The sequence below is a fragment of the Acinetobacter sp. AOR18_HL genome, assembly GCF_027855145.1.
Classification (GTDB): domain Bacteria; phylum Pseudomonadota; class Gammaproteobacteria; order Pseudomonadales; family Moraxellaceae; genus Acinetobacter; species Acinetobacter pittii.
In genome coordinates this window covers 39,086-60,456 of sequence record NZ_JAKTIG010000005.1, presented here as the reverse complement: position 1 = coordinate 60,456, position 21,371 = coordinate 39,086, and the positions used below count along the sequence as shown (strand labels likewise).

The following is a 21,371-nucleotide window of genomic DNA, read 5'->3' as shown; positions in this document are numbered from 1 at the left end:
TCATCTCCTAGTTAAACCATGATTCGCGAGCTTTCATGATCAATTGACCTGCTTTTTCATGACCAAGTCCTTCAATATCAGAGATATCATCAGTAGCCTGATCTGCCAAATCGTCGACAGTAATAATACCGCGAGCGGCAAGCGAGTAAGCGATCTCAGAAGTCATGCCTTCCATAGTAAGAAGGTCTGCGCTCGGTTCTTGAATATTTTCTTGCTGTTTCAAAGCATCAGTAAGGGCTGCTTCTTTTGCACGACTTTGCAATAACTCAACCAACTCAGCATCAAGCTCAATTTCGTCAAAAGTTTCAGCAGGAACATAAGCAATCTCTTCTAAAGAAGTGAAGCCCATTTCCACCAATGCCATTGCTAAATCTTCTTCAATATCGAGACGTGATACAAACATATCAAGATATTGCTGAGCTTCATTTTGCTGACGAGCACGATACTCTTCTTCAAGCATCATGTCGAGTTTGTAGCCAGTTAAATCAGAAGCTAAACGAACGTTTTGACCTTGAGAGCCAATCGCACGAGCTAATTGATCACTGGTTGCAAAAATAATGTCGGCACTTCTTGCATCTTCATCAAGCACGATGCCTGAAACATCAGCTGGTTCTAATGCGCTAGCAATGTATTGAGCTGGATCATCAGACCAGACCACTACATCAATACGTTCACCATTCAACTCTTGTTGTACAGCTTGAATACGCGTACCACGCATACCAATACATGCACCTACAGGGTCAATACGGTGATCATTTGTTTTCACTGCAATTTTAGCACGAACGCCCGGTTGACGTGCCGCTGCTTTAATTTCAATGATTTCTTCAGAAATTTCTGGAATTTCTTTTTTCATTAAAGCAATTAACATTTCAGGCTTAGCGCGTGATAACAACAACTGAGCGCCACGACCTTCACGGTTAACATTATATAAAATAGCGTTTACACGTTGTTTTGGACGAAGAATTTCTTTTGGAATCATCTCTTCGCGTGCAAGATAAGCTTCTGCGTTGTCGCCTAAGTCGATAATGAAGCCATCTTTGGTTTGTTTTTTCACTTCACCGTAAATTAACTCACCAACTTTAGACTCGTATGCATCAGCAACTAAAGCACGCTCAGCTTCACGAATTTTTTGTACGATAACTTGTTTTGCAATTTGTGCAGCAATACGACCAAACTCAATAGATTCTACTTCGAGTTCACGCACGTCACCAATTGACCATTTAGCTGGATCAACGTCAGAAATTGCATCTTGGCAAGCCGGCATTTCATGATCTTCATCCGCTACAACAGTCCATTGACGGAACGTACGGTAATCACCAGTTTTACGATCAATTTCTACACGAAGTTGAGCTTCTTCAGCATGCGTACCTTCGTAAAATCTCTTCTTCGTTGCAGCAACTAGAGCTTGTTCTAAAGCTTCGAAGATCGCTTCACGACTAACACCTTTTTCATTACTAACCGTTTCAACAACGGTAAGAATTTCGCGGCCCATAAGTCACCTACCGATTTCTTATAAAATTTAAATAAATTTAATCTTGATAGATCAAGTTTGCTTTATCGATATTGTTGCTGTCGATCACAAGCACATGCTTCCCATCAACTTCAACCTGAATTTCTTCATTTTCAAGGTCTACTGCGATAAGTTTTGCTTGAAATTTACGACGGTTTTCTACTGCTGCAATTAAACGCAAAGCAATTTGTTGTCCAATGTAGCCTTGTAACTGTTCTAGCTGAAAAAATGGACGGTCCCAACCCGGTGAAGAAACTTCTAATGAATACTCACCTGAAATTGGATCATGAACATCCAACATTGCGCCAACTTGTTGTGTTACACGCACACAATCTTGTACACCAATACCACGGCCTAGTTCTACTTCGCCATCTTCATTAATTTCAGGCTCAGCATCTTCACTTACCGCTTTATCGATATAAATACGCAATAATGAACGTTTACCTTGTGGGAGAAACTCGATTCCCCAAAGGTCGACACCACATGCTTCCACTGCAGGAACAATTAAGTCATGCAATGCTTGGGATTTATTTGATAATTTCATTTACTCTCGTCATTCTCGTGCGATTCAATCGGTTGTTTTAACCGACACAGACCTACTATAGTGAAGCATGACTATTTGACCAATTGATGTCGACACTACACGATAGCGATACGATAACCAATAAAAAAGGGCGTTAATCGCCCCTATTTAGCACAGAAAACAATAGTCCACTGTGCAAAAAGGCCCACCTGTCTGTGAGCCTCTTTTAAGAAACTTGGTAGCGGGAGCTGGATTTGAACCAACGACCTTCGGGTTATGAGCCCGACGAGCTACCAGACTGCTCCATCCCGCATCAACGTGCAAAAATTATATACAAATATCGAAAAAAGTCAATGTAAACTTATCCAATATTCGCTTGATTAAGTTGCACCTTAATCAAATTGGTAGCGGGAGCTGGATTTGAACCAACGACCTTCGGGTTATGAGCCCGACGAGCTACCAGACTGCTCCATCCCGCATCAAAAAACTGCTTGCACTCAACTTTCTGGTTCAAAGTTGGTGCGGAAGGGGGGACTTGAACCCCCACGCCCGAAGGCACTACCACCTCAAGGTAGCGTGTCTACCAATTCCACCACCACCGCAGCTTGTGGGACGCATTCTAGTCCTTCCCACTGCAAAAGGAAAGCCCTATTTCGAATTATTGACTCGATTTCGGTGCATTTGGTGAAGTTTCAGGCGATGTCGTTTGAACTGGTGCCGTAGTTTGTACAGTTTTCAAACTATATGCCTCAGTCGTCTGTTTTTTTGCGAAAACAGCGAGAGTTAAACTCGTCACAAAAAACAACGCTGTTAAGATAGCAGTAAGTCGAGTAAGGAAGTTACCTGAACCTGAAGCACCAAATACAGTTGCTGCTCCGCCACCGCCGAAAGAAGCACCAGCATCAGCACCTTTACCATGTTGCACTAGAATCAAGGCAATCATCAGTACCGCTAAAATAATATGTACGATCAGTACAAAAGAGTGCATACCCTATCCTCGTTATTTACTTTGTGCAAAGGCTTGTACAATTTGATAAAAAGATGCTGCATTTAATGAAGCACCGCCTACCAACGCACCATTAATATCTGGACATGCCGCCAATTCGACCGCATTTTCAGCTTTTACACTACCGCCATATAAAATCGCAATGTCTGAACCCGCTGAGGTAATCTGACTTAAACCTTCACGAATCTTAGCATGCATTGCCTGTGCATCTTGTGGAGAAGCAGTTTTACCTGTCCCAATTGCCCAGATTGGCTCATAGGCAATTACAATTTGCTTTTGCCACTGCTCAACAGTCACTACAGGAGCAATATCACAAATTTGTTGCAATACAACTTGCTCTGCCAAACCTTGTTCACGTTGTTCGAGGCTTTCACCAACACAATAAATGACAGTCAAGCCCGCATTTAATGCATTTTGGAGTTTAGCTTTCAAAATTTCAACGTTATCGCCAAAAATATCGCGACGCTCAGAATGTCCAACAAGTACAAAATTAATTTGGCTATCTTTTAATAGTTCTGCGCTGACTTCGCCAGTATACGCGCCAGTACCCGCTACACGCGATACATCTTGTGCAACTGTATATACTGTTCTTGCAGCATCTTGCAATTGTGTTTGTACCATTGCAAGTGCAATAGAAACCGGAGCAACCCCTACATGACAGCTTTCATCTGCAATTTGGTTTTGTTGCAATAGTTGTTTAAATTCTTCTATAAGTTGTTTGGCATTGGCACGCATTGGGTTCATTTTCCAGTTGCCAACTACCCAAGGCGTAATCGTCGAACCCGACATACGGCTCACCTTTCATCAAAAATGCAGCACATTCTACACGCATTTATACAAATTTCAGATACTTTTCTTTAACGGCTTTGCCCATATCTTTTCTACTAATTGAAAACAGTTATAAAACTTTATTGAATCTAAAGAATCGTCTTTCAAAAATTAATGAATAAAAACTTCGACTAGTTCAAGCTTTGGCGAATGGATCAAGACCAGAGCATCATTTTCTCAGGTAGTAATTTTAGATAACAAAAGTATAATTTTTTATATACCAATTATAAACATATGAGTACAGGTAGGCAGATGTCAGTCTTAAATACATCTCCAAAATTTTCGGGGTTTTTTCGGCGATTAGTCGAAGAAAAACATGTGTCGGCAGCGACCATGCAAACAGCATTAGATGCAGCAAAAAGAGCTAAACGGGATACGGTGGCGTACCTGATTGAAGAGGTTCATCTCTCCCCTTCTTTATTAGCAGAAACAATTTCTATTGAATTTGCTGAACCATATTTTGATCTGGATGTTTACGACACAAACCAAATTCCCAAAGATTTGGTTGATCAGAAACTTGTTTTAAAACATCGGGTCTTACCTCTTATACAAAGAGGACAGATTTTATATGTCGCGACTAGCAATCCAAGTAATATTGAAGCGATTGATGCCATTCGCTTCAATAGCAAGCTCATGGTTGAGCCAGTTATTGTCGAGCACCATAAGCTTGAGAAAATTCTGGCACAGCAATTTACCGAAGAAAGTAGCTTCGAATTTAGTGATGAAGAGTTTGATCTTGATGTAGATCTTGAAGCTCCACCCTCACAAGAGGATGAGGAAGAAACGCCTCAAGGCGATGAAGCACCTATTGTTAAATATATTAATAAATTACTCATCGATGCAATTCGTATGGGGGCTTCAGACTTACATTTTGAACCCTATGAGAAATCATATCGGGTCCGTTACCGAGTCGACGGCGTGTTGCGTCAGATTGCAAATCCGCCTTTGCAATTGGCTAACCGTTTAGCTTCTCGTTTAAAAGTCATGTCTCAAATGGATATTTCCGAAAAACGAGTGCCTCAAGATGGTCGTATCAAGCTTAAGTTATCAAAAACTAAAGCCATCGATTTTCGTGTGAACTCACTTCCAACTTTGTTTGGTGAAAAATTGGTTCTGCGTATTCTAGATCCATCTAGCGCAATGCTCGGCATTGATGCTTTAGGATATGAAGAAGATCAGAAAGCTCTTTTTTTAGAAGCACTCGATAAACCACAAGGTATGCTTTTAATTACTGGTCCTACCGGTTCTGGTAAAACGGTATCTTTATATACTGGCTTAAATATTTTAAATACTGAAAGCTCTAATATTTCCACTGCCGAAGATCCAGTCGAAATTAACCTTGAAGGCATTAATCAGGTTAACGTTAACCCAAAAGTAGGTCTTACTTTTTCGGCCGCACTGAAATCATTTTTACGTCAAGACCCTGACATTATTATGGTCGGTGAGATTCGTGACTTAGAAACGGCTGAAATTGCGATTAAAGCTGCACAAACCGGTCACATGGTCATGTCCACACTGCATACCAATAGTGCTCCAGAAACACTTACTCGCCTACGTAATATGGGTGTTCCATCCTTTAATATCGCAACGTCTGTCAATCTGGTGATTGCTCAACGTTTGGCGCGTCGGTTATGCCCACAGTGTAAAACACCTGCCGACATTCCTAAACAGAGCCTATTAGAAATGGGCTTTACCGACCAAGATTTAACCCATCCCGATTTTCAAGTTTTTCAACCTGTGGGTTGTACTGAGTGTCGTGAAGGCTACAAAGGTCGAGTAGGTATTTACGAGGTGATGAAAGTTACACCTGAAATTTCCAAGATTATTATGGAAGATGGCAATGCTTTAGAAATCGCTGCTGCTTCTGAAAAACTGGGGTTTAATAATCTGCGTCGTTCAGGATTAAAGAAAGTCATGCAAGGGGTTACTTCTTTACAAGAAGTCAACCGTGTGACCAGTGAATAAAAGACAATTTAAAATAAGGATAATTCATGACTGTCAAAAAGGCACAAATGATGCCGACTTTTGCTTATGAAGGGGTTGACCGTAAGGGCGTAAAAATTAAGGGCGAACTTCCAGCTAAGAATATGGCCTTAGCCAAAGTCACCCTACGCAAACAAGGTGTAACTGTCCGTAACATTCGGGAAAAGCGTAAAAATATTCTTGAGGGTTTATTTAAGAAGAAAGTATCAACACTCGATATCACAATTTTTACTAGGCAACTTGCAACGATGATGAAAGCAGGTGTGCCACTGGTACAAGGCTTTGAAATTGTAGCGGAGGGTCTAGAAAACCCAGCCATGCGCGAGGTGGTACTCGGGATTAAAGGTGAAGTTGAAGGTGGTAGTACCTTTGCTTCAGCTTTAAGAAAGTATCCTCAACACTTCGATAACTTGTTTTGTTCTCTCGTAGAGTCTGGCGAACAATCTGGTGCGCTTGAAACCATGTTGGACCGTGTAGCAATTTACAAAGAAAAAAGTGAATTACTTAAGCAGAAAATTAAGAAGGCTATGAAATATCCAGCAACGGTTATTGTTGTCGCTGTGGTTGTTACCATTATTTTGATGGTTAAAGTAGTTCCTGTTTTCCAAGACCTGTTTTCTTCTTTTGGTGCAGATTTACCTGCATTCACCCAAATGGTCGTGAACATGTCGAAATGGATGCAGGAATACTGGTTCATTATGATTATTGTGATTGGGGCAATTATTGCCGCATTTCTGGAAACCAAGAAGCGTAGTAAAAAATTCCGTGATGGTTTAGATAAACTCACACTGAAACTACCTATCTTTGGCGATCTGGTTTATAAGGCGATTATTGCCCGTTATAGCCGCACCTTAGCCACTACGTTTGCCGCTGGTGTCCCACTCATTGATGCGCTTGAGTCAACGGCTGGTGCAACCAACAATGTCATTTATGAAGAAGCCGTCATGAAAATTCGTGAAGATGTTGCTACAGGCCAACAACTCCAATTTGCAATGCGTGTTTCAAATCGTTTTCCATCTATGGCTATACAAATGGTCGCAATTGGTGAAGAATCTGGTGCACTAGACAGCATGCTCGATAAAGTTGCCACTTATTATGAAAATGAAGTTGATAATGCCGTTGATGGTTTAACTTCAATGATGGAACCTTTAATCATGGCAATTTTAGGGGTGCTCGTAGGCGGTCTAGTGATTGCGATGTACCTTCCAATTTTCCAAATGGGCTCAGTCATATAATGCAAGAAATTATTGCTTATTTTATTCAAAACTTAACTGCACTTTATATTGCAGTTGCACTATTGAGCCTATGTATTGGTAGTTTTTTGAATGTGGTGATTTATCGCACCCCGAAAATGATGGAACAAGATTGGCAGCAGGAATGTCAAATGTTGCTTAATCCCGAACAACCCATCATTGAGCATGAAAAGCTGACATTAAGTAAACCTGCTTCATCATGTCCAGAGTGTCATCAACCTATTCGTTGGTATCAAAATATTCCTGTCATCAGTTGGTTGGTTTTAAAAGGTAAATGTGGGCATTGTGAGCATGCAATTAGCATGCGCTACCCAACCATCGAACTATTAACAATGGCATGTTCACTGGTTGTGGTCATGGTATTTGGTCCAACCATACAAATGCTTTTTGGACTAGTCCTGACTTGGGTTCTGATTGCTTTGACATTTATAGACTTTGATACTCAGCTGCTACCCGACCGTTTCACTTTACCTTTGGCTGCTCTCGGCTTAGGTATTAATACATTTAATATTTACACCTCGCCTAACTCAGCCATTTGGGGATATTTAATCGGCTTTTTATGTCTTTGGATTGTGTATTACTTATTTAAAGTGATTACAGGCAAAGAAGGTATGGGGTACGGCGACTTTAAATTGCTTGCCGCATTAGGGGCGTGGATGGGGCCATTGATGCTGCCATTAATTGTGCTATTGTCATCTTTACTAGGTGCAATTATTGGCATCATTTTACTAAAATTGCGTAATGATAATCAGCCCTTTGCGTTTGGGCCATATATTGCCATTGCGGGTTGGGTTGCCTTTTTATGGGGTGACCAGATTATGAAAATTTATTTGGGAGGTTAAGATGGCTTTTATTCTGGGAATCACAGGTGGTATTGGCAGTGGAAAATCTGCTGCAACACAATGGTTTGAATCCCAAGGAATCCAAGTCGTCGATGCCGATATTGTTGCTCGCGAAGTGGTTGAAAAAGGCCAACCTGCCCTTCAAAAAATCCAACAAACTTTTGGAGATTGGGTACTTCAACCCGACGGCAATCTAGACCGCCGTGCACTACGTGAATATATTTTTCAAAACCCTGAAGCAAGACAAACACTTGAGAAAATCACGCATCCAGCCATTCGCCAATCCATTATTCAACAGCTACAAAACCCAAAAAGTCCGTATGTGATTTTAGTTTCACCCCTACTTTTTGAAACCAACCAGCATGAATTGGTTAATCACACTCTATTAGTTGATGCGAGTGAACAAACTCAAATTCAGCGTGCAAGCCAGCGAGATGGGCAAAACCAAGAACAAATCCAGAAAATTATTGCCGCACAAATGCCACGCGAGCGTAAACGTGAACTTGCCAATGACATTGTCTTTAATGACGGATTACTCGAACATTTATATCAGCAATTAGAGCATTTACATCAAAGCTATTTGAAGCGCGCCAACTAATCTTGCTTATTTTGCTGCTGAATCTTTTGTGCCAAGCTATCTGGTCGAAACCATCGCCAAGGTTGTAAGGCACCCACTCCCATTCCAACTAAACCTACAACAATCGATGGGCTTAACGCCTCCCCTAACAGAGGTACGGCCAATATGGCTGCAATAAAAGGCGCCAAAGTGACGATACTTCCAGTTTTAAAAGCACCAACTCGCTGAATGGCTGCCACATAAGTCAAAGTTGCAATAATGACTACAAACACCCCATGGAAAATGCCTTGTATGGCTAAATGAACAGGGCTAACTTCCATGAAATGCTTAGGCAAAAATAAAACATAGATGGGCAAATAAATAATTGCAGACCAAATCGCAACACTTGCCATTGAGTGCCATGCAGACAGTTTCCACTGTTTAAGTAATACAGTGAAAATGCCCCACCAAATCGCACTAATAAAAAGGAGTAAATCCCCCACACCAAAGGCCGAAGCATTACCTTGCAGCATCAAAACACTCATGAGACCTAAAGCAGCGATCATGATTGCTAGACTAGCCCATGTATGCTTATCAAATGGTTGTCTAAATAAAATATATGCTGCGAACGCAGTACAAATTGGAATACAACCATTTAAGAAAATTGCAGCATGAGCGGCGGGAGCATAGAGAAATGCGGTGTAGACGGTGAGACAATAAATGACCCCACCAATCAAGGCCAGAATAACCGCATGCTTACTCCATAAAAAAGCGAGATCTTTTTTATAGATCAAAATAGGCATTAAAATTAAGAAGGCTATAGCGAAGCGCAGTGCGGCAATATCCCAAGCACTGATGTGCCACTGTGCATTTAAACGGGCAAAAAGCGTAAACCCACCCCAAATGCACATGGTCACCAATACAAAGAAATAGCCTTGCTTACGGGGAGACATATCAAGATGACTTAAAAACTAGAAAGGCAGCTAAATTATACCTCAGAACGCTGACGACAAGCCTCATAAAGTGCCATACCCGTTGCCACACTCACATTTAGGCTTTGTAAATTTCCAGACATCGGAATATAAACTTTATGATCACACTGTGCCTGTGTAATTGGGCGTAAACCCGTATCTTCTGCTCCCATCACGATCACGACTGGACCAGAGAAATCACATTTTTGAATTGGCATTGCACTTTCATCAAGCATAGTGCCAATAACACGTGTATGAGTCGTCTCTTTGAGATGGGCTAATGTACGAGCCAAGTTTGTTACTTGAATGAATTTAACTTTCTCAGCTCCACCCGCTGCAACTTTACGAGCTGTTGGGGTTAAACTTGCCGAACGATCACGAGGTACAATCACCGCTTGCACGCCCATTGCAGCAGCGGTACGAATGCAGGCTCCTAAGTTATGCGGGTCTGTCACCTGATCTAATGCCAGCAATAAAGCATCTGGAGTTTCAGCCAAAATCTGATCTAGATCTTTTTCATTTAAAGTCGGATGCGGACGTACTGCTGCAACCACACCTTGATGAAACGGCAGACCTGCAAGCTTTTCGAGACTATCACGGCTTGCTTTTTGTACACTAATTCCAAAAGGCTCTGCCAATTGCAAAATCTTTTGCAAACGCTGGTCATCCCGTCCTTTTAAAGTAAACAGGGTTAGCACACGTTCCGGCTCAAGTTCTAACAATGACTCCACTGAATGAACGCCATAATAATATTCCGGTTTTGCCATGCATGACCTCTAACAACGTTTGAGCAAAAAAATAAAAATCCTGCAAAGCCAACTTCACAGGATTTCTTTGGGCATAGTGTACCCGATTTGAATAGGAATTTCTTAGCCTTCTAAATGGCACACGTAATCGAGCACTTCATCAGTTTCGATTTTAAAAAGACTATTACCAGGCACATAAAATGATTGGCCTGCACGGAACAACTCACTTTCATTACTGTCCGCAATTGTTACACGGCATTCACCTGAAATAATTTCCATACGCTCAGGAACATGAGTTTCAAAAGTTAAAGCTTGCTCAGTCGGCAAAATAACACCTAGTGTTTTCTTCGTTCCATCTTCAAATTGCACGGTATGGCTGATACATGCTCCACCAAAATAAACGTTTGATTTTTTGATGACCGTTACATGATCAAATTGGGTTGAACTCATGCACACTCTCCAGATAATGCCGTATTTATATAAATTATGATGAATGTAGTTTAATTGTGCCTAAATAACTAATCAATCAGTTTTCATACGGATAGACTTGTAATTTCCACTGCTGTGCCTGAATTTTTTTGGCAAAAGCATAAGGTAAGTTAATCTCAATATTTCGACTACTCGACACAATTGCATCGTATCTGCAAACTTCGACCTGATTTTCATCTAGAAGTATCCAACATACTCTTTGTGCAGTTGGATGGGCAACTGCTGTAGTAATTATTGGTGAACCGTCATTCATTCCTACATGAAAATTTTCACTGTCGTTTTGCATTAACGCCAGATCATAAGCTGGAAAATCGATAGCATCTGAATCAAATTGCTGACTATCGTGTATAAGCACACTTTGTTTTAAAGTCGGCCAAATACAATAGCGCAAATAATGTTGATCCATCACCCGATTATCGAGATAACGTCCGGTGGCAACATAATCCCTGATATGTGCTTCAATATTATGAAAAATCCCTGTACACCCGCCCCACATACCCGCCAGAATTAACTCAGTATGAGAATAATTATCTCGCATTAAGTGAAACCATTTATCACTCTTGAGCCACACATCTACAGCTGCTTTTTCGCGGTGCGAGACAATGGAGTCGGCATCACGTATCAGAAAACGCTTAATTGTCGGATCATCCATTACCAAAAAGCGCCAGAACAGACCAGATAGCTGTTTTTGAGAATCTGCAACCTGAATAACTTGCGCGCCCTTCTCTTTTAAACGCTGTTGCACCAATACTGGCACCGTATCATCGACATAAAAGCGACACGTCCATTCAGGATAAATTTGTTTGGCTAACTGAATATTTAAAATAGAGGTTTCACAATAACGAGGGTTTGCCCCAAACAAAGAAAAAGCAATAATATTTTCTTGAGGGTTTGCACTAAAGGTTGGTGGTACCTGATCTGGAATTGCCAAAACAGGTTCGCTCTTCGCTAGTTCTTTTTTGGTTGCAATTGCCAAGCGTCCAAATTTGATTGTTTCTTCTTTTTTCTTTAAATGATGACAAACTTCTGTGAGTCCATCATATAAATTTGTATTTACGTTAGCTCCACTTGCTTGAATCGCTTGTAAATAATGTTGATGGGCATCGTTATAACGGCCTAAGCGCAATTCGGTATAAGCTAAATCTGATAAGGCGCCAGCATGCTTGGGAACCAAATTAACAGCTTGTTTAACATGTTGATAAGCTTTGGCATAATCCCCTTGTGCTGCTGCCTGTTTAAATGCATTAAAATGCTGATTTAAAATTTTATTCATTTCCGCAGGATTATTTTTTTTATGGCGGTTGATCATCCCTATTGGTGGTTTCGGTAAGCTTAATGTTTTTTTCATTGTAAATATCCGCAATCTTGCTGTTCTATAATTTCAGTTAGAATAATAGATCACTTGTAGCAAATTCAAAACTTCTCTATCTTTAACCCATAATTTGGCGCGTTGGATGCGTTTATGCTCACACATTTAACTTTAATTAATTTTGCATTAGCTAATCATTTGGCTATTGATATAGAACAAGGATTTAATGTTCTAACAGGCGAAACAGGTGCCGGAAAATCATTATTACTGGATGCACTCTCTGCCTGCCTAGGGGAACGTACAGATACAAATTATGTCCGTTATGGTTCGGACAAAGCGGATATCACCGCTGTTTTTACCTATCAGAATAATAGTCCTGAAGCAAAATGGCTCCAAGACCATGAGCTAGATGATGATTCTGGGGAAATTCATTTACGTCGTGTTATTTTTGCAACCGGACGCAGCAAAGCATGGGTTAATGGTCGCCCGAGCAGTCTATCTGAACTTAAAGAGTTAGGCCGTTTACTGGTTCAGCTCTATAGTCAGCACAGCCAGCAGCAGCTGCTTGAACCGCCTTATCCAAAGCATTGGCTAGACCGTTATAACAATTTTTATGCTGAAGCGAACAATGTACGTGAAGCCTATAGCACATGGCAACGTACCATCCGTTTGCATCAAGCAGCCTTAGATGCACAAGCAACCCGACTACAACGTATTGGCACTTTAGAGCATCAAATTGAAGAACTCGAAGAGGTCATTCAAACTGACTATAAAGAAATTGAGCAAGAGTTCGATCGCCTCAGTCATCATGAACATATCATGCAAGACTGTAGCTATAGCTTAAATGTATTAGATGAAGCTGAGCAAAACATTACTCAAGAAATGTCTTCGATTATTCGCAGATTAGAATCTCACGCGGGCCGCAGCGAACAACTTTCCGAGATTTATAATTCTTTACTGAATGCTCAAAGTGAAATAGATGATGCAACGGCAAACTTGCGACAATTTATTGATCGACAAAGTTTTGATCCAGAACGAATGGAAGAGCTCAACTCTAAACTTGAAGTTTTCCATCGTTTAGCGCGTAAATACCGAACTCAACCAGAAACGCTTAAAGAAGAATATGAAGCTTGGCAAAGTGAGCTTGAGCAATTGCATCAACTTGAAGACCCAGAAACACTGGCAGAACAAGTTGAAAAGTCACATGAGGAGTTCTTAGAGAAAGCTCAGCATTTAGACCATATTCGTCGTGAAGCTGCTGCCCCACTTGCTAAACAATTAACCGAACAAGTTAAACCTTTAGCACTGCCAGAGGCACATTTTGAGTTTAAGTTTGAACCACTAGAGCAACCTACTGCTGAGGGTTTAAGTTTTATTCAACTATTATTTACTGCCAATAAGGGTATTCCTCCACAACCATTAGCACGAGTAGCTTCAGGTGGTGAACTTTCACGTATTGCACTTGTCATGCAAGTGATGAACGCTGAAAAAACCGAAGCAGAAGTGTTAGTGTTTGATGAAATTGATGTCGGAATTAGTGGTGGAACCGCAGAAGTTGTCGGACGTTTACTTGCTGACCTAGCCCAACATGTTCAACTTTTATGTATTACTCACCAAGCACAAGTTGCTGCTCAGTCAGATCAGCATTTATTAGTGAAGAAACAACAAACTGATCCAGCAAGCAGTACCATTGTACAACTTGATGAAAATCAAATTATTTCTGAGTTAGCACGCATGTCAGGCGGTGTTGAAATTAATGAAACAACCTTGCAACACGCAAAACAATTACGCCAACTTAAATTTCAGGCTTCTTCAAATTAATAAAGAAAATGAGAGAAAAAGATTGGCGAAAACCGATTAACTCTTGTATGTTGATAAAAAGAACCTATATAGATAAAAGGGTCGAGAGACCCTCTAGTGACATTTTTTGAGGGAGAACCGCTTAGGTGACCAAACAATATCTGACTCACCGTTGTCTGATTGCCCCGCCAGAAATGGCAGATGACTTTTTCGCAAACACTGTAATTTATCTTGCCCGTCATGATGAAGAAGGTGCTCAAGGCATTATTATTAACCGCCCTTCCGGCATTCAAATTAAAGAATTACTCAATGATCTCGACATTGAAGCAGATAATGTAAATCCACATGTGGTTTTACAAGGTGGGCCATTACGTCCCGAGGCTGGATTCGTTCTTCATACTGGACAACCGACATGGCATTCATCTATCGCTGTAGGTGAAAATGTTTGTATTACCACCAGTAAAGATATTCTTGATGCGATTGCCCATAATGAAGGTGTTGGTCGATATCAAATTGCTTTAGGTTATGCGAGCTGGGGTAAAAATCAGTTAGAAGATGAAATTACACGCGGTGACTGGCTCATTTGTGATGCGGATATGGATCTGATTTTTAACCTGCCTTATGACGATCGTTGGGATGCAGCTTATAAAAAGATCGGTGTAGATCGTGCATGGTTAGCATCTGAAATCGGACATGCTTAATGACCGAAACACAATCAAACTCGATTATGGCTTTTGACTTTGGTACTCAAAAAATGGGAATGGCGATTGGCCAGTCTTCAATTGAAAGTGCCAATCCTCTCCCTTTATTTGTGATGAAAGATGGAATTCCAAACTGGGATCAACTCTTAAAAATCGTGAAAGAATGGCAACCTGATCTATTTTTGGTTGGTTTGCCTTTGAATATGGATGATAGCGAGTCAGAACTTTCTACACGTGCTCGCAAATTTGCGAGACGTTTACGCCATCAAACCAATATTGAAACATTAATGGTAGATGAGCGTTTAACTACACGTGAAGCACGAGAAGAACTCGGTTTCTACCAAGAGCAAGGTCGAGCAAAAAAACTTTCTGCAGATAGTTTTGCAGCCGCCTTACTCATTCAGAGTTGGTATCGAAATCCAGTCGGTCTAACCCCGTAATATAAAAAAGGAAGGCTAAAGCCTTCCTTTTTAATTTCTTGTTTTATTTCTCGATAATATGCACAGTTGCCGTACGTCCAGAGACGAAAGCAAGCTGGTTCTTTGGTGTTTCATCCAATACGATTTTCACAGGCACACGCTGCGCTAAACGAACCCAACTGAACGTTGGATTTACATTGGCAAGAAGTTTAGAACTGCTTGAGCGTTCACGATCTTCGATACCAGATGCAATACCTTGTACATGGCCTTTAATTTTCTGGCTATCCCCCATTAACTGTACACTGGCCTGATCGCCGACATGAATACGGTTTAACTTCGTCTCTTCAAAATAGCCCACAACATAGAGTTGTTTACGGTCAAGTAGTGCCGCAACAGCCTGACCAACTTGAACATAGTTACCTGGGCGCATATCAAAGTTAGATAAAGTACCATCAGCTGGAGCAATCACCGCAGCACGATGCATATTAAGCTCGGCCAAATGCAAATTGCTCGTTGCCGCCTCAATCAGAGCCTGTTGTTGCTTAACAGTTGCTTCTGCTTGCTGAATGGCAGCTTGGAGTTGCTCATGTTCAGCATGGGATTGATCACGTGTTGCGAAAACTTGATCTTGTTCTTGTTTAGAGATAGCGCCATCCATAAGGTTTGAATAGCGGCTTGCGTTTTTCTCGGCTAACTTAATATTCGTTTCAGATTTAATCAGGTTCGCTTTTGCTTGTGCTAAACCCGCCTGCGCTTGGGCAAAGGCTGCATTTGCTTTTGCTAAATCAGATTTTGCCTGCTCTACGTCTAAAGCTCGGCGAGAAACATCAATTTTAAAGAGCACCTGACCTTTTTTTACAGTCTGGTTATCTTGAACCAATACTTCTGTCACAAGCCCCGCGACATCCGAAGATACTTGAATAACGTCACCACGAACTCGACCATCCCGCGTCCACGGCGCCGCGTTATAGTAATTCCACAAATGCACAATGGTATAGACCGCCACCATTAATGCGACAATCAAAATTACTGGACGGATGACTTTTTTCAAATCCACCTGATTCATTTCACTCACCTAACTCAATCTTTAATTTCGCAAACATCTCTACGCACCGACCCCAACAAAAATTTGATGTATTACCAAAAGTAATAAGAGGTAAAAACACAAATTAAAAATACTAGGTAATGCAATCCAGCCTTGTGCAATCAACTTATTTGTTAAAGGACTTAACCCACGGAAACAGAAATATGCCAAGAGTGCTTGAACGAGCAAAGAAGGCACATAAATACCATAAACATTAAACTCACCCATTTGCTGTGGCTCCTCTCAGGGTGCTATTTTCATTCATTTGCTCTGATGAAACGTGGCACATGCTATAAGCAATATTGTTCAGTGAAATGAGTAGTCTTTGTCGCATAGTCATATCTTCAACATTTGAAGCAAGCTGTTTTAATTCAAATAACGCTCGGTAGATCCGCTCTACTAAAGCAGTCATATCATTTTCATCGTTTTCTTTAGCTCTAAACAGCTCATCCAGATTTTGTTGCAAATCGCCAATATGCTGAGTGAGTTCAGATGCTTGAGGAAACTGATTGGCTAACTCTTGCAATCGGCTTAAATCAACAATACTACTCGACTCAATCAGGGCCTGATGAATTGAAGTTTTAATCTCGTCTGATTGCACCATTTTGCTGTTTAGAATCCCAATCCGATCTAGCATACTGCGTAGATGAACTTTAAAATCAAGACCATATGGCAGATAGATCGCTTGTCGCATGGCACGGTAATGCAAGGCTAAAATACGGCTTGCACTCGTGTCTGGTGACATGGCGCGAACAACATCAATGACAATCAAAGACACTAAAACACCTAAGATCATGGCAAATGAACTATCAAGATAAGACACTGCATCCATGCTATAAGCATTGTGCAGGTTTAATCCCATCATTGTATTAATACCCAAAACCATTCCTACCGGCATCAGCATCTGGTTAGCCATCATAGACACTGCGAATAAGAACATCGGTAATAAAACCAGTCCAAGTTCCCAGAAAGTGGTGACATGCGGGAAAATACCAAATGCATAAACGAAGACTAAAACTGCTGAAGCTATACTGCCCCAGATAAAAATACGCAGAACCGGAACCGGGTTATCTAAGGCCGTTAAAATACAGGCGGTTACTGCGCCCATCTGTGCCATCATAAATCCAGCTTTCCACCCCGAAACAATCCAGACTCCAGTCACAATAAATGTAATAAGGACTGCACTGATACCGCCTCGTATCGCTACACCATGGTCACGGTGCAAACTTGGATATTTGGTCGTCATTGGGGTAATGTTGTCAGGAATTTCTTTATTACCTTGCTGAATTCGCTGCCACAAAACTTTAACCGCTAAAACATTGCTAATGAAATGACGCACATCCATTTTCATGGCTGCAACTAAAACTTGTTGATGTGTAGAAGCCGACTCCATCAAACTTGCAAAATCGCTTTCAAACTCATCAGGCAACTGCAAAATATTTTCATCAACGATTAGATCTTTTTGCTCTAAAAACTGTACAACATGAGCTGAAAGCTGTTGCAGTTTTTCTGCATGAGTCTCGATAAACCGAAGTTCTTTAAGCTGCTTAATACGCTCAGATAAAGCGACTAGATTAGCCACCACCATTGAGATTTGATGAAGCATTTCCTGCAAGGGTTTGGTCATACCATGCAGTTCGCCCTTTTCATAGCTCAAATGTACTGCCAAGGCATGGATGTCTGTTGTGTCGCGAGTAATGGCAGCCAAAAGCTGGGTATTGTTCTGCTGCAAATCTGTATTTAATAAATTAGCAAACAGATTCTCTGTATCTTTTAGGGTTTTTATCACCCGCTGTTTAATTGCCGAGCCAATATGCATTGGAAGAATCGTGGCAGAAACCACTGCACTTGAAATCACGCCAATCGAAATTTCTATAACCCGAGCTAAAGCAATATCGAATATATTGTATTGATCAATATAGGTAATCGCATTGAAGACGATCATAGCTGTCGAGTAACCGGCCAGCATAAAAGCATAACTACGTGGAGTACGATCGAGTAACGACACATAAAGCGCAAAACCCACCCACAACGACAACACCACGGTAAATATCCAAGGTGTATTAATTAAATGTGGTGTTAGAGTTAAGGCAATCACAGCTCCGCCAATTGTCCCTACCACTCGATAGACACATTTAGAGGACACCATTCCTGAATATGGATTGGCAATAATCAGGACCGTACCAATCGACCACATCGGGTTAATCAGATCTAATTCAAACGAAACAAATAGTGCCAACATTCCGGCAATAAATGTTTTTAAGGCAAAGATCAGATCAAGCCTACTCGGGCGGAACGCCAGTATTTGCTTTAATAACATGAACTCATCTCAAATACAGATTTGAACTGATGAGCATGCCCTTCAATATTTGATCGTCTTTCTAAAGACAACACAACTTTGCCATTTGCCTCAAAGCAAATGATATGAGGAGCATCCTTCAATACAATGATTTTTCCACATCTCGCCTGATTGGCAGAGATGATTTCAGTTTGGGCGCCATTTAAACGGCCAAGCTTTGGAAAGAAGAGGTATCAAGAAATCAATCTGGAACCGACCAATTTCTCGATTAGATATTTTGTTTGTCAATTTTTTCAAAATAAAGCGATTTAGTCAACTAAAATATCTCTATTTGATAATTTGATATATTTTTTAATTATCGTATATGATGTATAAGCCAAGAGAAGTTTTCTCTTTGTCAGAGTAAAATACTCAAATCAGGCATTTATTTTAGAATTGAGACAAACCTTCTTTTTTTCTGTTATAAAAACTCAAAGATGACTCGTTGTTAAAGGATACGAACAAGACATTATGGCAATTTCAAGTTTTGGCAAAATTTTAACAGTACTGGATCTATTTTCAGTTTCGCGTCCAATCATTAATGTCGATATTATTTGCGAAGAACTTGGCTTGTCCAAACCAACGAGTTACCGTTACCTCAAAGAACTAGTATCGGCTGATCTATTAAAGCGTATTAATGGAACCTCTGGCGATTATACCTTAGGCTCAAAAATTGCTGTTCTTGACTATATATCCAGAACAACCGATCCATTAGTTCAGATCAGCACACCGTTTATGCGAAATATTGTAGAACGTACCGAACTGTGCTGTTTGCTTACCTATTTAAATGATGACTATTGCATTGACATACATCATGAAATATTTAAAGACACTGAGCTACTTTCATATGGCCGAGGGTGCCCAAGACCGATTTACGTTGGATCATCTCCAAAAACAATGGTTTCGCATTTAAGTAAGCAGCGCATGCAAGACTACTACCACCGTTATCAGCAAGAATTAAAACAATCAGGTTTTGCTGAAGATGAACCAAGCTTTATTCAGCGTATGCGTAAAATTAAAAAACAAGGGTTCTATTTCTCACAAGGTGAGATTGACCCAAATGTTTCAGGTCTAGCGGTTCCTGTTCGTTTTTCAAACAAAGAAGTACCTTTGGCTTTGACCTTAGTTGCCTCTAAAAATCGTTTTGACTTTTTAAATGTTGAAAAGCTCATCGAAATTTTGCAAGAAAATGCAGCACTTATTGAACAACGTTTTATGGAGTTATCTGAAAAAGGTGAAATCTAAAACCCCACCTTATGATAATTTAAACTTTTCTTACACTTTAAAACATTGAATATATCACAATATTCTCATATTATGATTTTAACTCCTATTGATGATTCTTTTCATCAGCAGCTCATCAATAGAAGCATCCCCCTCAGAGGAATAAGCTCATGCTGCCATCATGGGCTTTTTTCTTGCCCTATTTTTATAAAAACTTAAATTGCCGAAAAGTAAGATTAATACGTGGTTGTAAAATCTTTGTTGAGCGATTTAAACGGTGTTGCCAATATTGTTGAGTCTCACCACGCATCACAATGAGTTGGCCTGGCTGTAGCCACAATTCAACTTTCTCTTTACTTTGAATATGCCTAAAAGAAAATTTACGGGTAGCACCAAAGCTTAAAGAAGCGATTGTTGTCGTTCTTGCCAAAGAAACATCCGAGTCACTGTGCCAAGCCATACCTTGAGTTCCATCTTCATAAAGATTTGCCAAACAAGAATTAAATTTTTCTGAAAGTATTTGCTCTACCTGTTGTTTTAGTTTGGCGAGTGCTTTGTCCCAAGGTAAAGAATCACGTGCGACACCCGAATATTTATATTGATAGTAGTCATCTCCATACCATGCAACTTTTCGAGCTGTAATAAAGTGCTTGCCATACAACTTAGCCTCATCATGTTTCCATGCGAGGTGTCGGTAAAGGTAGTGAAAATATTGTTCAGCTTCTTCAGGGCTTAAAATACAACCATAGTCCTGAACTTCACCATCGTAGGGTAATAAATTCTCACAAGGCTCTGGAGAAAATAAATCCAAGGTCATACAGTTTCTCCGTGTTGCTTTGACATCTCCCAAGCTAACAATGCCAATTTACGCCCCTTTTGCCAATGATATTCTCCAACCATGCCTGTGGCACGGATCACTCGATGGCAAGGAATCAGATATGCAATCGGATTTTGTCCAATTGCAGTAGCAACGGCTCTAACTGCTTTAGGCTTCCCGATTTGCTCTGCAATATCTTGATAAGTACGCAATTGGCCTTCTGGAATGGTGAGCAAGGCCTCCCATACTTGTAGCTGAAATGGAGTTCCAGCCAAATTAAGAGGAAGTTTTTGCTGTAAATGTTCTGAAAAATCCTGTTCAAACCACTTTGCAATTTGTTGATGCCAAATCGGCGACTGATTTTTTAATCGAGCCTTTGGAAAGGACTGTTGAATAAGATGTTCAATATTGTCGTGAGTTTCGATAAATCGAATAGAACATATCCCTTTTTCACTACTGACCACCAACAACTCACCAAAGGGGCTTGCCTCAATCGAATAATTAAGTGTAACCCCTTCACCTTGCAGTTTATATTCACCAGGCGTCATGCCTTCAAGCTGAATAAACAGATCGTGTAAACGTCCTGTGCCAGATAACCCCGTATTTAAAGCAGTTTCCAATAAACTCCGTTGTTGCAACAGATGATATTTGGCCTGTTGCAAACTCATATATTGCACAAATTTTTTGGGGCTAATCCCTACCCATTCCTGAAACTGGCGTTGAATATAGCTTGGGCTTAAATTCATATGACTCGCAACATCGTCAAGACTGGGTTGCTGATCTAGATGTTCATATAAATATTCAATCACAGTGGCAATTACAGCAAATTGCCGAGAAGAAAGCATTTGCATGTGTCACCTCCTTAGCACTTATATCTTACATTAAAGTAGCCAAAGCCCTATGACGACCCAATTCTTGCACTCTTTAAAAATAAAAAAAGCCTTTCATTGTAGAAAGGCTTAATCATTCAAT

At 40.5% G+C, this 21,371-nt stretch carries 22 protein-coding genes and 3 tRNA genes; 8 read left to right on the top strand and 17 right to left on the bottom strand.

The genetic code is table 11. From position 1 onward, the window contains the following. Positions 1 to 7: 7 nt before the first annotated feature. The 7 genes from nusA to tpiA all read right to left on the bottom strand — a co-directional run bounded on the left by nusA (position 8) and on the right by tpiA (position 3,828). Entirely contained in the window at positions 8 to 1,492 is a 1,485-nt protein-coding gene (gene nusA / locus MKL51_RS01080; RefSeq protein WP_002115134.1) for a transcription termination factor NusA, read from the bottom strand. A gap of 37 nt (positions 1,493 to 1,529) precedes the next feature. After that, entirely contained in the window at positions 1,530 to 2,054 is a 525-nt protein-coding gene (gene rimP, locus MKL51_RS01075; RefSeq protein ID WP_057089886.1) for a ribosome maturation factor RimP, read from the bottom strand. 215 nt (positions 2,055 to 2,269) lie between these two features. Next, positions 2,270 to 2,346: transfer RNA gene (locus tag MKL51_RS01070), tRNA-Met, on the bottom strand. An 89-nt stretch (positions 2,347 to 2,435) separates the two neighbouring features. Then, positions 2,436 to 2,512 (bottom strand) — tRNA-Met (locus tag MKL51_RS01065). A gap of 38 nt (positions 2,513 to 2,550) precedes the next feature. After that, a tRNA-Leu gene (locus tag MKL51_RS01060) sits at positions 2,551 to 2,635 on the bottom strand. A 56-nt stretch (positions 2,636 to 2,691) separates the two neighbouring features. Further along, complete coding sequence (gene secG / locus MKL51_RS01055; protein WP_032005670.1) at positions 2,692 to 3,021, bottom strand: preprotein translocase subunit SecG; 330 nt, start codon at positions 3,019 to 3,021, stop codon at positions 2,692 to 2,694. A gap of 12 nt (positions 3,022 to 3,033) precedes the next feature. Beyond that, the gene (gene tpiA / locus MKL51_RS01050) at positions 3,034 to 3,828 is read right to left on the bottom strand and encodes a triose-phosphate isomerase (RefSeq protein WP_017481951.1); all 795 of its coding nucleotides are present in this window, start codon (positions 3,826 to 3,828) and stop codon (positions 3,034 to 3,036) included. 291 nt (positions 3,829 to 4,119) lie between these two features. Between tpiA and pilB the strand changes: the two genes are divergently transcribed. The 4 genes from pilB to coaE are packed head-to-tail and all read left to right on the top strand — an operon-like array spanning position 4,120 to position 8,543. Then, the gene (gene pilB / locus MKL51_RS01045; protein WP_032005672.1) at positions 4,120 to 5,832 is read left to right on the top strand and encodes a type IV-A pilus assembly ATPase PilB; all 1,713 of its coding nucleotides are present in this window, start codon (positions 4,120 to 4,122) and stop codon (positions 5,830 to 5,832) included. 26 nt (positions 5,833 to 5,858) lie between these two features. Further along, positions 5,859 to 7,085 (top strand): type II secretion system F family protein, encoded by a 1,227-nt coding sequence (locus tag MKL51_RS01040; RefSeq protein ID WP_032005674.1) that lies wholly within the window; start codon positions 5,859 to 5,861, stop codon positions 7,083 to 7,085. Continuing rightward, positions 7,085 to 7,945 carry a prepilin peptidase gene (locus MKL51_RS01035; protein WP_032005676.1) on the top strand — a complete coding sequence of 287 codons (861 nt, stop codon included), beginning with the start codon at positions 7,085 to 7,087 and terminating at the stop codon, positions 7,943 to 7,945. Before MKL51_RS01040 ends, MKL51_RS01035 begins: the two co-directional genes overlap by 1 nt. A gap of 1 nt (position 7,946) precedes the next feature. Further along, positions 7,947 to 8,543 (top strand): dephospho-CoA kinase, encoded by a 597-nt coding sequence (gene coaE, locus MKL51_RS01030; RefSeq protein ID WP_032005677.1) that lies wholly within the window; start codon positions 7,947 to 7,949, stop codon positions 8,541 to 8,543. Here coaE and MKL51_RS01025 read toward each other — a convergent pair. From MKL51_RS01025 to MKL51_RS01010, 4 genes are all read right to left on the bottom strand, one after another. Next, positions 8,540 to 9,454 (bottom strand): DMT family transporter, encoded by a 915-nt coding sequence (locus MKL51_RS01025; RefSeq protein WP_032005679.1) that lies wholly within the window; start codon positions 9,452 to 9,454, stop codon positions 8,540 to 8,542. The genes coaE and MKL51_RS01025 overlap by 4 nt on opposite strands. A 35-nt stretch (positions 9,455 to 9,489) precedes the next feature. Continuing rightward, complete coding sequence (gene rlmB / locus MKL51_RS01020; RefSeq protein WP_005079348.1) at positions 9,490 to 10,239, bottom strand: 23S rRNA (guanosine(2251)-2'-O)-methyltransferase RlmB; 750 nt, start codon at positions 10,237 to 10,239, stop codon at positions 9,490 to 9,492. Between the two features lie 102 nt (positions 10,240 to 10,341). Next, a complete protein-coding gene (gene ppnP, locus MKL51_RS01015) occupies positions 10,342 to 10,668 on the bottom strand; it encodes a pyrimidine/purine nucleoside phosphorylase (protein ID WP_002115102.1) in 327 nt (108 codons plus the stop codon). 76 nt (positions 10,669 to 10,744) lie between these two features. Then, positions 10,745 to 12,055, bottom strand: a complete 1,311-nt coding sequence (locus MKL51_RS01010; protein ID WP_032005681.1) for a tetratricopeptide repeat protein — start codon at positions 12,053 to 12,055, stop codon at positions 10,745 to 10,747. 114 nt (positions 12,056 to 12,169) lie between these two features. Between MKL51_RS01010 and recN the strand changes: the two genes are divergently transcribed. The 3 genes from recN (at position 12,170) to ruvX (ending at position 14,957) form a co-directional block, all read left to right on the top strand. Further along, positions 12,170 to 13,837, top strand: coding sequence for a DNA repair protein RecN (recN, locus tag MKL51_RS01005; protein WP_032005683.1), 1,668 nt, complete (start codon positions 12,170 to 12,172; stop codon positions 13,835 to 13,837). 125 nt (positions 13,838 to 13,962) lie between these two features. Further along, on the top strand, positions 13,963 to 14,517 hold the full coding sequence (locus tag MKL51_RS01000; RefSeq protein ID WP_002114753.1) for a YqgE/AlgH family protein: 555 nt from the start codon (positions 13,963 to 13,965) through the stop codon (positions 14,515 to 14,517). Then, complete coding sequence (gene ruvX / locus MKL51_RS00995) at positions 14,517 to 14,957, top strand: Holliday junction resolvase RuvX (protein ID WP_032005685.1); 441 nt, start codon at positions 14,517 to 14,519, stop codon at positions 14,955 to 14,957. Before MKL51_RS01000 ends, ruvX begins: the two co-directional genes overlap by 1 nt. A gap of 43 nt (positions 14,958 to 15,000) precedes the next feature. Here the strand turns inward: ruvX and MKL51_RS00990 are convergent, their stop codons facing one another. Genes MKL51_RS00990 through MKL51_RS00975 form a run of 4 tightly spaced genes read right to left on the bottom strand, consistent with a single transcriptional unit; the run spans position 15,001 to position 18,462 of the window. Continuing rightward, on the bottom strand, positions 15,001 to 16,002 hold the full coding sequence (locus MKL51_RS00990) for an HlyD family secretion protein (protein WP_032005687.1): 1,002 nt from the start codon (positions 16,000 to 16,002) through the stop codon (positions 15,001 to 15,003). A gap of 39 nt (positions 16,003 to 16,041) precedes the next feature. Continuing rightward, positions 16,042 to 16,248, bottom strand: coding sequence for a DUF1656 domain-containing protein (locus MKL51_RS00985; RefSeq protein WP_032005689.1), 207 nt, complete (start codon positions 16,246 to 16,248; stop codon positions 16,042 to 16,044). Beyond that, the gene (locus MKL51_RS00980) at positions 16,241 to 18,340 is read right to left on the bottom strand and encodes an FUSC family protein (RefSeq protein ID WP_057089885.1); all 2,100 of its coding nucleotides are present in this window, start codon (positions 18,338 to 18,340) and stop codon (positions 16,241 to 16,243) included. The genes MKL51_RS00985 and MKL51_RS00980 overlap by 8 nt, the downstream gene beginning before the upstream one ends. Further along, positions 18,331 to 18,462, bottom strand: coding sequence for a hypothetical protein (locus MKL51_RS00975; protein ID WP_014208220.1), 132 nt, complete (start codon positions 18,460 to 18,462; stop codon positions 18,331 to 18,333). The genes MKL51_RS00980 and MKL51_RS00975 overlap by 10 nt, the downstream gene beginning before the upstream one ends. 367 nt (positions 18,463 to 18,829) lie before the next feature. Between MKL51_RS00975 and MKL51_RS00970 the strand changes: the two genes are divergently transcribed. Further along, a complete protein-coding gene (locus MKL51_RS00970; RefSeq protein WP_002114686.1) occupies positions 18,830 to 19,603 on the top strand; it encodes an IclR family transcriptional regulator in 774 nt (257 codons plus the stop codon). Between the two features lie 184 nt (positions 19,604 to 19,787). On the opposite strand, the gene MKL51_RS00965 is transcribed toward MKL51_RS00970, so the two are convergent. Beyond that, positions 19,788 to 20,399: an alpha-ketoglutarate-dependent dioxygenase AlkB family protein gene (locus MKL51_RS00965; RefSeq protein WP_032005693.1), complete on the bottom strand. Its 612-nt coding sequence runs from the start codon at positions 20,397 to 20,399 to the stop codon at positions 19,788 to 19,790. After that, positions 20,396 to 21,250: a methylated-DNA--[protein]-cysteine S-methyltransferase gene (locus tag MKL51_RS00960; protein WP_032005695.1), complete on the bottom strand. Its 855-nt coding sequence runs from the start codon at positions 21,248 to 21,250 to the stop codon at positions 20,396 to 20,398. Before MKL51_RS00960 ends, MKL51_RS00965 begins: the two co-directional genes overlap by 4 nt. Between the last annotated feature and the right edge of the window lie 121 nt (positions 21,251 to 21,371).